Source organism: Vibrio sp. 1F169, assembly GCF_041439605.1.
Lineage (GTDB): Bacteria > Pseudomonadota > Gammaproteobacteria > Enterobacterales > Vibrionaceae > Vibrio > Vibrio tasmaniensis_A.
This window is the reverse complement of record NZ_JBGOOI010000016.1, coordinates 1-15,726: the sequence shown is the minus strand read 5'-3', so window position 1 is coordinate 15,726 and position 15,726 is coordinate 1. Positions and strand designations below refer to the sequence as shown.

Genomic DNA, 15,726 nt, shown 5'->3' with positions numbered 1-15,726 from the left:
GCTTCGGTCTTCCTTTTTTAGTTTTACGCCTTTAGGTTTTTAGTAAGGTACAACAAATGAAAAAGCACTACTCATATTGGTTCAAGCAAGCGTTGGAACAAGAGTTTGGCAACATCAATGCGGGGCTAGATTCGGTTAAGCCGCTCCAAAAAGACGTCAACTGTGATATCGCCATTGTTGGCGGTGGCTATACGGGTTTATGGACGGCGATTTTAATCAAACAACAGCAACCCGAAAAACATGTTGTCGTGATTGAAAAAGGCCTATGTGGTAGCGGTGCTTCTGGTGCGAACGGCGGTTGCATGCTGACGTGGTCAACTAAGTATCCGACGCTGAAAAAGCTCTACGGAAAAGAACAAGCGAAATGGTTGGTTAAGGAATCTGAAAAGGTCATTTACGAGATCGAAGCTTTCTGTAACGAGCATAAAATCGATGCGCATCTTTATAGAAGTGGCACTTACTACACGGCAACCAACGAATCTCAAAAGGGCGGAATGGAGCCTGTCGTTAATGAGTTGGTCAAGCAGGGTATCAACAGCTGGAAGAAGTGCGATCAGTCATTGCCTGATAAAGCAGGGTCGGATCGCCACATTGAAGGTTACTACTCGGAAGCTGCTGGTAGCGTTCAGCCAGCGTTATTGGCGAGAGGTTTACGCCGCGTTGCGATCGAATTGGGTGTCGAAATTTACGAAAATACAGAGATGACTTCTCTTGATTACGGCTCGCCAGCTCGCGTCCAAACTAAGGGTGGGACGATAACTTCCGATAAAGTGATCTTAGCGCTCAATGCATGGATGCTCGATCACTTTAAAGAGTTCAAACGCAGCATTGTGGTTGTCTCGTCTGACATGGTAGTGACTAAGCCTATTCCAGAAAAACTCAAGCAGTTTGGTCCCGAAAAAGGAGCGGCGGTAGTAGATTCGCGTATCTTTGTCCATTACTACCGAGATACCCAGGACGGACGACTCATGTTGGGTAAAGGCGGTAATAAGTTCTCGTTTGCCAATCAAGTTGAAAGCATGTTTAACCAAACCACTAACTACCTGCCGATTCTCAATCAATCGTTCCAAAAACTGTTCCCTAAATTGGAACAAAGTGAATTCGATTACAACTGGTCTGGCGGCTCAGATCGTTCGGTGACTGGATTGCCATTTTTCGGTAATCTAAAAGGCCAAAGCAACATTTATTATGGGCTTGGTTACTCGGGTAATGGCGTTGCTCAAACCCGTATGGGCGGAAAAATTTTGTCAGCAATGGTACTCGATATCGATAATGCATGGACACGAAGCGGTTTAACCAAAGGCCCGTTGGGACACTTCCCGCCAGAGCCATTTCGTTGGGTAGGTGCGATGATGGTGCGTGATGCGGTACGAAGAAAAGAGAACGCGGAAGATTCGGGTGACACGCCATTGTGGCTAGATAAACAGTTATCCAAACTCGCAGGTGCGGCGGGCAAAGCCGACAAGGTTGAATCATAGATTAATCCAGCGTTTAAATTAGAAGTTTACATTTAGGCTCTCAGTGATTTATGGGCAAGTCACTGAGGGCTGTCAACGTTGAACGAACTGTTAATGCTGAACAAATAGCAATCTTTAATGCTTATTATATCTGCAATATAACTGTCATTTAGCTACTATAAATTTGTCACTCAACTGCAATATTCTTAGTTTAAATTTGGTATATACCATATGGAGAGTGCTGTAGTATGAGCAACCAAACTTATTTGAATATTGAAAACGTTGTAAAGCAATTTGGCCAATTTACAGCGTTAAAAGACATCTCCCTATCGATAGATAAAGGCGAGTTCGTCTGTTTTCTTGGCCCGTCCGGCTGTGGAAAAACCACCTTATTACGTGCGATTGCAGGTCTAGACTTGCCAACTTCAGGTTCTATTGAGCAGAACGGTAATGATACGACCTTCTTGCCACCAGAAAAGCGCGACTTTGGCATCGTGTTCCAATCTTACGCTTTGTTTCCAAATCTCACTGTGGAAGAAAACATTGCGATTGGTCTAAAAAACCAAGGCATGTCGACCAAAGAAGCCCTTGAGACGGTTGAGTCTTGGTTAGAGACGATTGGTTTACCAACGTCCGGCCAAAAGTATCCGAATCAACTGTCTGGCGGACAACAGCAGCGTGTTGCTTTGGCTCGCGCATTGGCTCTTTCTCCAGGTTTGTTGTTACTTGATGAACCGCTTTCTGCGTTGGATGCGAAGGTAAGAACACACCTGCGTGATGAGATCTGCCAACTGCAACGTAAGCTGGGTATCACCACTATTATGGTGACGCACGACCAAGATGAAGCCCTAACGATGGCCGACCGTATTGTCGTGATGAATCACGGTGTTATCGAGCAGGTCGGTGCTCCACAAGAGATCTACCAAAAACCTGTCAGTCGTTTTGTGGCTGAGTTTGTTGGTAGCATGAACTTCATTCAAGCTTCTGTCGCAGCGCAAGGCAAGATACGTATTGCTGAGTCGATGCTACCGTTGCCGGGTTTAGATAACCTCACTCCAAAACTTGGTGATGTTTTCGATATTGCCGTTCGTCCAGAGCAAATCCAGTTTGTTGATCGTTTTAGTGAATCCTTCCCAGTGAGAATCGTATCAAGCGAATTCTTAGGGGCGTTTTATCGTGTTGAGTGTCAATTGCAACATGACTCAACGGCGAAAGAGATCATCGTCGATGTATCAGTCAAAGAGTTCAACCGATTGAAGCTGCGTCGCAGTGATATTCGTTATGTGGCGTTTGACCAAGAAGGCCTGAGAGCTTACCCATCGAAAAGCCTGCAAGTGATGAAAGACGAGGCGGCGTAAATAATCATGGAATCGACTCAAATGATGCAATCTAAGCTGCTAATTCAACGACGAGTACAGCCTTTTTTTGCTCGATTAAGTAAAGACAACGTAATCCTATTTGGGCTGTTGGCCTTTTTGTCTGTGTTCATGACGCTGTTTATCCTGATGCCACTGTGGGCAATGTTGAAAAAGAGTGTTCAGAACGCAGATGGCGAATTTGTAGGATTACAGAATTTCGCAACGTATTTTGCTTCTCAAAGCCTTTGGCAATCGGTAGGCAATACGTTCACGCTTGGGTTGTTAGTGACCGTTGTCGTGGGGGTACTAGCGTTTGGCTATGCCTATGCTTTGACTCGTTCATGCATGCCTTTTAAGGGGCTTTTTCAAGTGCTAGGTTCAGCGCCTATTTTGGCTCCTTCATTGCTTCCAGCGATCAGTTTGATCTTCTTATTTGGTAATCAAGGTATCGCTAAAGAAGTCTTAGGTGGCAACTCGGTTTATGGCTTGATTGGTATCTCACTGGGCTTGATATTCTGGACGTTTCCACACGCCTTGATGATTCTGACCACTTCGTTAAGAACGTCTGACGCTCGTCTGTATGAGGCGGTACGTGCACTCAATACTTCATCGCTAAAAACCTTCTTCATGGTGACGTTACCAGCGGCAAAGTATGGTTTGATCAGCACTCTGATCGTTGTATTTACGCTGGTGGTTTGTGACTTTGGTGTGCCAAAGGTGATTGGAGGCAGTTATAACGTTCTATCGACTGATATTTTTAAACAAGTGGTAGGGCAACAGAATTTCTCTATGGGTGCAGTAACCAGTATTTTATTGCTATTGCCGGCGCTGCTTGCGTTTACAGTGGATCGCTGGGTTCAAAAGAAACAGAAGAGCTTGTTTGATACTCGATCCGTCGCGTACCAACCTGAACCAAACACTCTACGTGATGGCATGTGTTTCTTTTATTGCACCATCATCTCTGCTGCTGTTGTTATCGTGCTAGGCATGGCGATATACGGTTCTATGGTCACGTTCTGGCCTTGGAACAAAGCACTCACCTTGAATAACTATAACTTCGCAGAAATGAGTACTTATGGTTGGACGCCGTTCTTCAACTCTCTAACGCTGGGCGCATGGACTGCTATTATCGGTACGGTACTGATTTTCTTGGGTGCATATTGCATTGAGAAAGGCAGAGCATTTGGTCCAGTTCGTCAAGCAATGCAAATGCTCAGCGTTGTGCCGATGGCGGTTCCGGGCATGGTGTTGGGTTTGGGGTACATCTTCTACTTTAATGACTTGAGCAACCCACTTAACTTTTTGTATGGCACGATGGCGTTCTTGGTGATCAACACCGTGGTTCACTACTACACGGTAGGGCACATGACGGCATTAACCGCATTAAAACAGCTGCCTGAGGAGATAGAAGCGACGGCGGCTTCGGTTAACCTACCGCAATACAAGCTGTTCTTTAAGGTGACCGTGCCGGTTTGTTTGCCTGCGATTTTAGATATTGCGACATACCTGTTTATTAATGCACTTACCACGACATCTGCGGTAGTATTCTTGTATTCTACCGATACGATACCTGCGTCAGTTTCAGTACTGAATATGGATGATGCTGGACAAACGGGTGCAGCAGCTGCCATGGCGGTGATGATCATGATATCGGCAGCGAGCGCGAAGTTGATTCATATGTTAATCAACAAGTTATTCGAGAAGCGCACCCAGGCTTGGCGTAAACGCTAACGAACTATTTTATATTGCAGTTGGCCAAGGAGTGGCTGACGACAAGAACAAGAATAAAAGGAAATGAAGTGCAGTACGTAAAAATCAAAGATGTCATCGTAGAGCAGATAGAGTCGGGGATGTTAACACCACGACAGAAGCTGCCTGCGGAGCGCAAACTGGCTGAATCGTTTGATACAACACGAGTTACGTTACGTGAAGCCTTGTCTTCACTTGAAGCGGAAGGCCGAATTTATCGAGAAGACCGACGTGGTTGGTTTATCTCTCCTGCGCCACTGCGTTACGATCCAACACAAACACTGAACTTCACCAATATGGCTCTGTCGCAGAACCGTAAGCCGAAAACAGAATTAGTGGCAGCTAAAGGCATGTTAGCAACCAAGGAAGCAACTAGGCTTCTTGAGCTACAACCTTTTTCGGATGTTTATCGAGTAGACAGAGTTCGTTACCTTGAAGATAGGCCAGTTGTGTATGTGACCAACTACATTCGACCTGAACTGTTCCCTAACTTGCTTGACTACGACTTGTCTAAGTCGTTGACGGACATATACCGAGAGCACTTTGGCGTGGTGTATCAGAAGATACGTTATCGTGTGAGCACAACATCATTGCTGGGCGAAACAGCGCAAGCTCTGCGTGCGACTTCGGGTTCTCCGGCTATGGTGGTTGAGCGTGTTAATTACAATCAAGACGGTGATTTGATTGATTGCGATATTGAATATTGGCGTCATGATGCGATCAGCATTGAGTCGATCGCACAGCTAGAGCGCTAGTCATACGTTATAACGTTGGCATACCTGCAATTACGCAGGATTGCCCAATTGAAACGCTCAAAGGTCTCTTATTCGGAGGCCTTTTTTATCACCTGTTGTCAGCCGTTGTGCTAATTCATCAATAATTTAGGAATGAAATGGAATTCTCTGCCATTGTAATCGTGATTATTTCGGCTTTGCTTCATGCGGGTTGGAACGTTCTAGGTAAATCTAATCAAGGATCGGGTTCGTCTTTCTTCCTAGCCTCTGGCTTTGCCGCCGCAGCGATATTGACACCTTACTTGCTCTGGTATGTTCACAGTGTAGGGCTATCAAATATCTCACTTCCATTTTGGCAACTGGTTTTCTTGAGTGGGATCTGTCAAATCATCTATTTGATTGGGTTAGGTGCGGCCTATAAACAAGCTGATATCGGTGTTATTTACCCAATGGCACGAGCACTGCCTGTGTTGATGGTGGGTTTAGGGACTGTGTTGATCGGCTATGAATTGTCAGCGAATCAATGGATTGGGTTCACTTTAATAACCTTGGGTTGTTTGTTTGTACCACTTAAGCAGTTTTCAGATCTTAGGTTAAAAGCGTATCTCAACCTTGGCGTGCTGTGGGCGTTAATCGCCGCTATTGGTACCACGGGCTATTCGATCATTGATAAAGAGGCGCTTCTATTATTAGAGCCTCTAAGCACACAAATCGTTACTAACAAACACACTGCGATTTTCTACCTAGGCATTCAGTTTTGGGCGATTGTGATTCCGCTGAGTGTTTGGTTATTCGTAACCAACCAAAGAATCGAGTTTACTAATGCGTGGATACTACGAAAGAAAGCCACTGTGGCCGGCATCATGATGGCTTCGACTTATGGTTTGGTGTTGTTTGCGATGACCATGACTGAGAACGTCAGTTTGGTTGTGGCACTTAGGCAAGTAAGCATCATCTTCGGCGTAGTGATGGGGATCTACTTTTTAAAGGAAAAGTGGCACGTTACACGTGGTGTAGGAGTCGTTTTTATCATTGCAGGTTTAATTATCTCACTGACTTAAAAAGAAATTAAATCCCACCTCCAACCTATAATGTGACTTTTAAGTCGCATTTTTCTTATTGATAGCAAACGTTTCACTAATGTTAAAGATGTGATCTTTCTCATAGACAAGGTTGTAAAGTTACCGGTAACATCCATCTTGACGTTACCGGTAACATATAATTACAAACCGGACTCTGTGAAACTCATAAGGATACCCAAATGAAAACTCTGACTAAAACGCTGATTGCTGCCTCCCTCACTGGTCTATTTGCTACTTCAGCAATGGCTGCAGACTTTAAACTTAAAATCCAATCTTCAGATCCATCTGGTGATTTGAACTTCAAAGTTCAGCAGAAGTGGGCTGAGCGCGTAGAGACGATGTCTAACGGACGTATTGATATCGATCTTCTGCCTGTAGGCGCTGTGGTTAAGCACACAGAAACGCTAGGCGCGATCAAAATGGGCATCCTAGATGGTCACATCACAGCAACAGGTTACTTCTCTGGTAAAGATCCAGCATTTGGTCTTATCGGTAACATGGTTGGTGCATGGTCAGACACAACACAACTGCTTCAGTACATGAACTACGGTGGTGGTAATGAGCTAATGACCGAACTGTACAAGCCTTACGGCGTTCAGTTTGTTGGTGCTTCTACGACGGGTGTTGAATCTTTCATTTCTAAAAAGCCAATCGATGGTGTTGCGGATCTTAAAGGCCTGAAATTACGTGCGCCTGAGGGCCTAGTTCAACAAGTATTTGCAGCCGCGGGTGCAACTCCAGTAAACCTGCCGGGTTCTGAAGTATTTACTGGCCTAAGCAAAGGCGTAATTGATGCCGCGGACTACACGGTATTCTCTACCAACCAAAAAGCGGGCATGAACGATATTGCAACACATCCAGTTCAACCGGGCTTCCACTCACTGCCTCTAATCGATATCTCTGTTTCTCAGAAGAAATGGGACAAGATGCCAGCTGATCTACAAACAATGCTGCAAACATCAGTGCGTGACTTCTCTTACGACATGACGACTCAGCTGAAAATGGCTGACCAAGCGGCACTGAAAGAAGCTCAAGCGAACCCAGAAATTACTATCCACGACTGGTCTCAAGAAGAGCGTAAGAAGTTCCGTGAAATCGCGAAAGGCCAATGGAAGGTATTTGCAGAGCGTTCTGATAACGCAGGGAAAGTTTACACCTCAGTGACTGTGTTCCTAGAAGAAAACGGCTTACTGTAATTCAAACTTAGTTTACTGACGGGGGAGGGCTCTGCTCTCCCGTATTCTCCCAGGAAATTTGGCTCATGACCGATAAAATCCCCCACGCCCCAGCTGAAAACGACGAGCAACCAAGAAATGCGCTTGATCGTTTTGTTATAAAGTTCAGTAATCTCGTTAGCTGGTTGTTTATTTTTACTGTATTGATTTCATTTTATGAAGTTGTGATGCGTTACGCATTCGATGCCCCGACCACATGGGTACATGAAACAGCTTCTTTCATCGGTGGTTCTTTATTCATTATTGGTGGTATCTACGCGTTTGCTGCGAATAAGCATGTACGTGTGGTTCTTATCTACGATTCAGTGTCTAACCAAGCACGCAAATATCTTAATCTTGTTCACCACATTGTTGGTTTGGCCTTTGCTGGCATGCTCGCTTACGCGGCTTACTTCACTGCGGAAGAAGCGTGGTTTGCACCATGGGGTGAATTCCGCCTTGAAACATCAGGTTCAGTGTTAAACGCGCCTTATCCTGCGTTGCTGAAAGGCCTGATTTTTGTCGTTTTGTGTGTTCTTGTTGTCCAGTTTGTATTGCACCTAATCCAAGAGTTGATGGGTCTAAGGAAGAATGACGATGTTTGATTTATCTTCTATTGGTATCGCATGGGGCAGTTTGCTCATGCTGGTTATGATGATTGGTTTGCTACTGACCGGTATGCAGCTAGCGTTCGTAACAGGCTTTGTCGCGATTTTCTTCACTCTGTGTTGGTTTGGTCCTGATGCCTTACCTTTGATCGCAAGCCGTACCTACAGCTTTGCTTCTGGTTATGTTTTCCTTGCCGTTCCCATGTTCGTATTGATGGCCGCTTTACTAGACCGTTCGGGTATCGCGCGTGATCTGTTTGATGCAATGAAATCTGTCGGCCGTAAGGTTCGTGGCGGTGTTGCGGTACAAACCTTATTGGTAGCTGTGTTACTGGCTTCGATGTCAGGTGTTATCGGTGGTGAAACGGTACTACTGGGTATTCTTGCTCTGCCTCAAATGCTTCGTTTAGGTTACGACCGTAAGCTTGCTATCGGTACAACCTGTGCGGGTGGCGCACTTGGTACCATGCTTCCGCCAAGTATCGTACTGATCATCTACGGTATGACAGCCAGCGTATCGATCGGCGACTTGTTCAAAGCTTCTTTCCTACCTGCGTTTATTCTTGCGGGCTGTTACATCGGCTACGTATTGATTCGCTGTAAGCTCAACCCTTCTCTTGCGCCAATTCCAAGTGATGACGAGACAGAAGAAGACATCGCCAATCAGCCAAGCTACTTCAAAGCTCTGTTCTTCCCATTACTTTCTGTCGCAACGGTTTTGGGCAGTATCTACACAGGTATCGCATCAGTAACAGAAGCGTCTGCTTTGGGTGTAGTTGGCATCATGATCAGTGCACTAATCCGTGGTGAGCTGAACTACAACATGCTGAAAGAGAGTGCCATCGCAACCATGCGTACTTGCGGCATGATCATGTGGATTGGTATCGGTGCAAGCGCATTGGTTGGTATCTACAACCTGATGGGCGGCATTGATTTTGTTGAAGAAACCATCCTTGCGCTCAGTGGCGGTAACGCGACAGTAACGCTATTAATCATGATGGCTATTTTGTTGGTACTAGGCATGTTCCTTGACTGGGTAGGTGTAGCACTTCTAACAATGCCAATCTTCGTACCAATCATCACTGGCCTTGGTTTTGACCCAGTATGGTTCGGCGTTGTGTTCTGTCTAAACATGCAGGTGTCGTTCTTGTCACCACCGTTTGGTCCCGCGGCCTTCTACCTGAAATCGGTAGCACCAAAAGACATCAGCTTAGGTGAGATTTTCTCTTCACTACTGCCGTTCATTGCCCTTCAAGTATTGGTTCTGGCACTGGTTATTATCTTCCCTCAGCTCGCGCTTTGGTGGCAATAACAGCAAAGGTTCCAGAGCGAGTTTAACGTTCAGGAACCGATAAACAGCAACACAAGTTTAACTATTAGATTCGATTGTCAGCCCCTGTTTTAGTTGGGGCTTAGGGAAGGCTTGCCTTATGAAAAGCAAAAAAATACTCGTGATGGGCGTATCTGGATGCGGAAAAAGCCTAATTGGTAGCCGCATCGCACAGGCTTTAGAGCTTCAATTCTTTGATGGCGATGACTTCCATCCGCAAAGCAATGTAGAAAAAATGCGTCAAGGTATTCCGCTGACTGACGAAGATCGTCAAGGATGGCTAGAAACACTCAACAAACAATACATTGAGCAGCCAAGTGCTGTGATTGCTTGTTCTGCATTGAAACCTCAATATCGCGACATTCTACGAAAGAACAATGAAGGTTTAGTTATCGTGTACCTACAAGGTAGCTTCGACACCATTTGGAACCGCCACAAAGCGCGCGAGAACCATTACTTCAATGGTCAAGAAATGTTGAAAAGCCAGTTCGCAACCTTGGTTGAACCAAATGAAGCCGATGCGTTGTTTGTTGATATCTCACAAGATGTCGAACAGGTAGTAGAAAGTGCACTCAAACAAATTAAGCAGATAGGCTAAACCATGACTCAGTTAAAAAACGACATTGCGATGATTGGTTTAGGCGTTATGGGCAAAAGCCTTGCACTCAACTTACTGGATAACGGCTTTAACGTTGCTGGCTTTGATTTGAATACAGACAACATTGAGCGCGCTAGTTCAGAAGCAAAGCTGCTTAATGAATTGTTTACTGGTAAAGGTCAGTTCACACAAGGGACTAGCCTTAAGCATGTGCTGCAAGGGCTAGCGAAGCCGCGTGTAATCGCTTTGTCCGTTCCTGCAGGAAAACCTGTCGATATCGTAGTGAGTAATTTGCTAGAAGCCGGTTTAGAGAGCGACGATATTGTTATCGATACAGGCAACAGCCTTTGGACAGATACCGAAGCACGCGAAGTGAGCTACAAAGGCAAGCTTCGTTTCTTCAGCACCGCCGTTTCTGGTGGTGAAGAAGGCGCTCGTGTTGGCCCTGCGCTGATGGCGAGTGGCGACCAATCAGCTTGGCAATATGTGAAACCGATGTGGGAAGCGATTGCTGCAAAAGTGGATGCTAATGGTCTACCGGTTGCTCAGTTTGAAGCGGGTGAAGCGTGCGCGGCGTATGTTGGACCTTCGGGCACTGGGCATTACGTTAAGATGGTTCACAATGGCATTGAATACGCCGACATGCAGCTTATCTGCGAAGTGTACCATTTCATGAGTGATGTACTTGAAATGCCAGCTCAAGAGATTGGCCAAGTTTTCGAACAGTGGAACAACGGTGTACTTAATAGTTACTTAATGGGAATCAGTGCCGATATTCTTCAACAAGAAGATTTGGCGACGGGTAAGCTATTTGTTGATGTTGTGCTTGATAAGGCTGGCCAAAAAGGCACAGGCTTATGGACAGCAGTTAACAGTCTTCAGGAAGGGTGCCCAACTCCAACCATTGCTCAAGCGGTTTATGCACGTGCGATGAGCGGTCAAAAATCACAACGTATTCAAGGTAGTCAGCTTCTAAAAGGCAGTATTGCTGATGCTAGTCAGCTGGATAAAGCCGAGGTTATGTCTGAGCTTCACGATGCCCTATATTGCGCCAAACTGTCTGTTTATGCCCAAGGTTTTGATTTATTGAAGACAGCGTCAGACAAAGAGGGTTGGAATCTCGATTTCACTCAAATAGCTAAGATTTGGCGAGCGGGTTGTATTATTCGTGCCGCTTTCTTGCAAGGTATTACATCGGCTTATCAACAAAATGCTGAGCTGGCGAACCTGTTGTTTGATGAGGCTTTCATCAAACAAGTGGAAGAGCGTGAGCTTGCTTGGCGCATCGCGGTAGCGAACTCAGCTCTGTATGGTGTGCCGATGCCGGGAATCAGCTCTGCTCTGAGTTACTTCGACTCATTACGTTGTGAGGTGTTGCCTGCAAATCTGCTGCAAGCGCAACGTGACTATTTTGGTTCTCATACTTATTCGCGAGTCGATAGAGATGAAGCAGAAAAGTTTCACGTGACTTGGAGTCAGTCTCCAAGAACTGAAGTAAAAGTGAACGCTTAAACAATCAATAACGCCCTCAACAAGAGGGCGTTTGTAATTATGACACTGTATCAACATTTTACTAAATTAGGCTTCAAATTCCACGTCAGTCGGATACACTATTACCAGTAACATAACTCAAAAATAATAATTACTAATTATGTCGAATAAGAAGAAACGTCCCACATTACAAGATGTTGCCAACCTCGTTGGTGTCACTAAAATGACCGTCAGTCGCTGCCTGCGAGACTCTTCTCAAGTGTCAGAAGCGCTGCGAGACAAGATCAGCGCTGCAGTAGACGAGCTAGGTTATATTCCTAATCGCGCACCAGACATTCTTTCCAACGCAAAAAGCAATGCGATTGGTGTTTTGGTTCCCTCGTTAACCAACCAAGTTTTTGCTGAAGTTATCCGTGGCATTGAACAAGTCACAGCGCCCGCAGGCTACCAAACCATGATTGCCCACTATGGCTACAGCGCAGAACTGGAAGAGCAGAGCATCGCTTCGCTGCTTTCTTACAATGTGGATGCGATTATCCTTTCAGAAAACGTGCACACCGATAGAGCGCGTAAGATGTTGCAGACTGTTTCTATCCCTGTGATTGAGATTATGGATTCAGTGTCGCCAAGAATAGAACAAGCGGTTGGCTTTGATAACTTCGAAGCGGCTAGAGCGATGACCAAAACCATGCTCGAGAGAGGGCGCACCAATATCGCTTACTTAGCAGCACGTATGGATGAACGTACTCGTTTGAAAATGGCGGGCTACGAGCATGCAATGCAAGAAGCCGATAAAACGCCTGTGACACTGCAAACGGAAGACGCTTCCTCGTTTACTCTTGGTGCTAAACTGATTGGCGAGCTACTTGAGAAACACCCACAAGTGAATGGTATTTTCTGTACTAACGATGATTTGGCCATTGGTGCTTTTTACGAATGCGTACGACGTGGTATTCAAGTACCCGAGAAGATGGCGATTGCGGGTTTCCACGGACACGACATCACAGTGGCGATGACGCCGCGTTTAGCGACTGTCGTAACACCAAGGGAGCAGATCGGTAAAGTCGCTGCACAGCAAGTTGTAGCGCGTCTACAAGGCAACAAAGAATGGGTGGCGAAGCTGGATCTCGGTTACGAGATTGAAGTGGGAGAGAGTATTTAATCTTACACTTCGGCTTTGCTCTTCATTGGATTCAAACTAAAACGCCCTTAACGAGATGAACTTCGCTAAGGGCGTTTTTATTTATCTGGCAAAAAGATGTATGTAGTAACAGACTTAACCTGCTAAAGCTTGAGCATCTTGTTGCTTCAACACTTTGTGGCCATCTTCAGTGACGCCACGCTTCCAATAACTGCTAATGTAGATGTTCTCTTTCGCGACTTCTTTTTCGTTTCGGAAGTATTGTCTCAGCTCGCGCATGCTTTCAAATTCACACGCTGTCCAAATCGAAACCTGACCGTCTAACCATTCTAAATTGCGAACCGTTTGTGAAAGTGTTTCTTCAGTTTCATCTTCAATTAACCAAGTGACTTTTATACCTTGAGGTGCTTCAAGCGTTTGTTTATCTGCTGCTGAATTGATCTGGATGACGGCGTGCCCTACGGCGTGCTCTGGAAGCGATTTTACTTTTGCAGAAAGCGCAGGTAGGGATGTCATATCTGCAACTAAGAAGAACCAGTCTGACTCTAGGTTAAGTCCTTGAATTAAACCTGGGCCAGCCACTGAAACTGTGTCACCCACTTTCGCGTTCATTGCCCACCTTGCTGCAAAACCACACTGCAAATCTGTAGTGATGTGGCGAACGAAATCAACCTCAATAAACTTCTCTGAAGGGTTGTACTGACGAATGGTGTAAGTGCGCATGGTTGGGCGCTCACCTTCGTTCAGTTGGCTCAAATCAGTGGTGCCGAGTGGCGAGAACAAAAGCTTGATGTAGCCGCCGGCACATTCGGTTGGATACTTACTTAATCCTTCACCGCTAAGCGTTATACGCTGCATGTTCGGTGTAATGGTTGAGGTTTGAGTAACAGTTAATGTGATAGGGCTAGGCTTGCTCATATAAGGCTCTCTTAGGTTTTGATTCCGACATCATAATCCTGAACTAAAAAACACTCAATACTAATAGTTATCATTTACTTTGATTTACACAGCGCAACGTAACTTGAATCACCAATCTATTTACCCTGGCATCCATACCGACAAAAAAGCCCTCTAGAAAACTAAAGGGCTTGGCGTATTAAAGCTGTGTTAACGTGAGCAGAATTAGCTGTTTGCTTGCTCTAGTTCAATCGTCTCATCTGCAGCTTTCGCTGCGTCTAGCATCTTACGAATAATGAACGATGCAGCCATCGCGATACCGACCATGACAACGGCTAAAACCGTTAATAGTTGGAAGTAATCACCGTAAACCGTTTGAACGATCTCTTGTGTGATCTCTTGGCCTTTCTCAAGTGCAATAGACGTTGAGAATACAGCACCAACAATGCCTGACATTGCGATTGCTACAGAGAATAAGCTTACTGAGAAGTTCTCGATGTGCTTAGGTGCAACAGACAGAATGAAGGCTACAACCATAGAACCAACAATAACTTCACCAAATGCCAGGAAGAAGTGGATTGCTAAGAACACTTCAGGGCGAATCAGAATATCCTCACCTACGGTCGTTACTGCCATCGTTAAGATACCGAAAGCGATCGCCGTCAGAATGAAAGAGAAACCTACTTTGGTTGCGGTAGAGAAGTGAATGTTTTTCTTTTCTAGCTTAGAGAAGATACCCGTAATAATAGGGCCTGCAACCATACACCAAAGTGGGTTCATTGCCATTGAAGCTTCTGGGGCTACAGGGATGAAGCCGAGTAGATCGCCACGCATTGTGTTGATCGCTACCATTGTCATCGACGTCATCATTTGGCCGTAGTACACGAAGAAGCATGTCGTCAGGAATGTGATGATTAAGATAGTACCCATTTTCAGCATGTCTGATTTCTTCGATTTCATCATCAAAGAGACAAAGTAGACGATTGCTGCTGCGCCGATCGCGTACACAATGTTCTGGCCGATATCCATGTTAGAGAACATGAAAAATACCAAGCCAATCATTGCAGCAGAAAGACCGAGGAACGCAGCCCAGTTTTTCGTGCTAACTGGTTTTTGGTCGATTTCAGCACTTGCTTCAACAAGGCCTTTGCGAACAAAGAGCATCATCAGAAGTGCAGCACCGGCTAGAACACCTGAGAGAAGGAAGCCACCGTGGAAACCGACAACTAGCACTAGCATTGGGAACAGGTATTGACCTAATAGAGCACCAATATTGTTTACTGAGTAGTTGATTGGGTAGCAATTTTCGAAATCTTCTTGAGTTTTGAACGTGCGTTTGTAAAGACTTGGGTAAGAAGGGGACATCAAACCACGCGCATAACTCGCTAAAGCAATACCACATAAAGCCATTGGAACATTAGTCGCTGCGGCACCGAGTACCAGTAGACCATAACCACTTGCGAATCCGAGAAAGGCAATGGTCAATGATCGGTATGCGCCTAAAAATTTGTCGGCGATGAAACCGCCTGCGATAGCAAATAGCGGCCCGATTGCAGAGAAAGCACCAACAACCATCATGGTGTCGGCTTCGTTGTAGTTCAGATCTTCAAGGAAGAAACGAGTCAAGATCACCATGACGCCATAGAACGAAAGTCCGAACATCATCTGGCAGAACATCATTGATTTGTTTAATCTATTCCACATTATTTTATTCTCAAATTTGTGTTGATATGTAGTGTAATTACCCAATTATAATATCATTAATAGCAATACATAAAATGAAACATTTGCTGTGTTCGTTACTTTGCTCTCTATATCTTTTCTTATCGGGCGATTCATTTTTCTCATGCGTTAAATATGCAATATTAGATTTTGCTAGTGGATGGTTGTGTAAATGTCGGTCAGATTTATTTGTTGCTAATCCGCGAGCCAAGAAAGGAAAGTTACGGGTGGTAATCTTGTAAAATATTCAAGTGAGTATCACTTTCAATTAGCTGTTGGATTTTAGCCAATAAAAAAGGTTCATCGCGGATTAGCGGGAACTCAAAACAAAAACGGTAGTAAGTG

13 protein-coding genes are annotated in these 15,726 nt (G+C 45.1%); 11 read left to right on the top strand and 2 right to left on the bottom strand.

Annotated elements, in window-relative coordinates:
• Positions 1-56: 56 nt before the first annotated feature.
• The 11 genes from ACED53_RS08960 to gntR all read left to right on the top strand — a co-directional run bounded on the left by ACED53_RS08960 (position 57) and on the right by gntR (position 12,783).
• The gene (locus ACED53_RS08960; RefSeq protein WP_017100662.1) at positions 57-1,478 is read left to right on the top strand and encodes an FAD-dependent oxidoreductase; all 1,422 of its coding nucleotides are present in this window, start codon (positions 57-59) and stop codon (positions 1,476-1,478) included.
• 227 nt (positions 1,479-1,705) lie between these two features.
• Positions 1,706-2,815 (top strand): putative 2-aminoethylphosphonate ABC transporter ATP-binding protein, encoded by a 1,110-nt coding sequence (locus ACED53_RS08955; RefSeq protein WP_017100661.1) that lies wholly within the window; start codon positions 1,706-1,708, stop codon positions 2,813-2,815.
• A gap of 21 nt (positions 2,816-2,836) precedes the next feature.
• Positions 2,837-4,546, top strand: coding sequence for a putative 2-aminoethylphosphonate ABC transporter permease subunit (locus ACED53_RS08950; protein WP_198927410.1), 1,710 nt, complete (start codon positions 2,837-2,839; stop codon positions 4,544-4,546).
• A gap of 68 nt (positions 4,547-4,614) precedes the next feature.
• Complete coding sequence (gene phnR, locus ACED53_RS08945; protein ID WP_010428770.1) at positions 4,615-5,319, top strand: phosphonate utilization transcriptional regulator PhnR; 705 nt, start codon at positions 4,615-4,617, stop codon at positions 5,317-5,319.
• Positions 5,320-5,456: 137 nt separating this feature from the next.
• Positions 5,457-6,359 carry a multidrug transporter gene (locus ACED53_RS08940; RefSeq protein ID WP_017100659.1) on the top strand — a complete coding sequence of 301 codons (903 nt, stop codon included), beginning with the start codon at positions 5,457-5,459 and terminating at the stop codon, positions 6,357-6,359.
• Between the two features lie 200 nt (positions 6,360-6,559).
• Complete coding sequence (locus ACED53_RS08935; RefSeq protein WP_017100658.1) at positions 6,560-7,576, top strand: TRAP transporter substrate-binding protein; 1,017 nt, start codon at positions 6,560-6,562, stop codon at positions 7,574-7,576.
• Positions 7,577-7,641: 65 nt separating this feature from the next.
• Positions 7,642-8,199: a TRAP transporter small permease subunit gene (locus ACED53_RS08930; RefSeq protein ID WP_004730132.1), complete on the top strand. Its 558-nt coding sequence runs from the start codon at positions 7,642-7,644 to the stop codon at positions 8,197-8,199.
• Complete coding sequence (locus ACED53_RS08925; RefSeq protein WP_012600364.1) at positions 8,192-9,514, top strand: TRAP transporter large permease subunit; 1,323 nt, start codon at positions 8,192-8,194, stop codon at positions 9,512-9,514. Before ACED53_RS08930 ends, ACED53_RS08925 begins: the two co-directional genes overlap by 8 nt.
• Positions 9,515-9,632: 118 nt before the next feature.
• Positions 9,633-10,130 carry a gluconokinase gene (locus ACED53_RS08920; protein ID WP_017059513.1) on the top strand — a complete coding sequence of 166 codons (498 nt, stop codon included), beginning with the start codon at positions 9,633-9,635 and terminating at the stop codon, positions 10,128-10,130.
• Between the two features lie 3 nt (positions 10,131-10,133).
• Positions 10,134-11,642: an NADP-dependent phosphogluconate dehydrogenase gene (gene gndA, locus ACED53_RS08915; protein WP_371715244.1), complete on the top strand. Its 1,509-nt coding sequence runs from the start codon at positions 10,134-10,136 to the stop codon at positions 11,640-11,642.
• Between the two features lie 139 nt (positions 11,643-11,781).
• The gene (gene gntR, locus ACED53_RS08910; protein ID WP_017100656.1) at positions 11,782-12,783 is read left to right on the top strand and encodes a gluconate operon transcriptional repressor GntR; all 1,002 of its coding nucleotides are present in this window, start codon (positions 11,782-11,784) and stop codon (positions 12,781-12,783) included.
• Between the two features lie 114 nt (positions 12,784-12,897).
• Here gntR and ACED53_RS08905 read toward each other — a convergent pair whose 3' ends face one another.
• Together ACED53_RS08905 and ACED53_RS08900 are read right to left on the bottom strand one after the other, a co-directional pair.
• Complete coding sequence (locus tag ACED53_RS08905) at positions 12,898-13,680, bottom strand: siderophore-interacting protein (protein ID WP_017100655.1); 783 nt, start codon at positions 13,678-13,680, stop codon at positions 12,898-12,900.
• A 204-nt stretch (positions 13,681-13,884) separates the two neighbouring features.
• Complete coding sequence (locus ACED53_RS08900; RefSeq protein WP_102580021.1) at positions 13,885-15,363, bottom strand: peptide MFS transporter; 1,479 nt, start codon at positions 15,361-15,363, stop codon at positions 13,885-13,887.
• Positions 15,364-15,726: the final 363 nt, after the last annotated feature.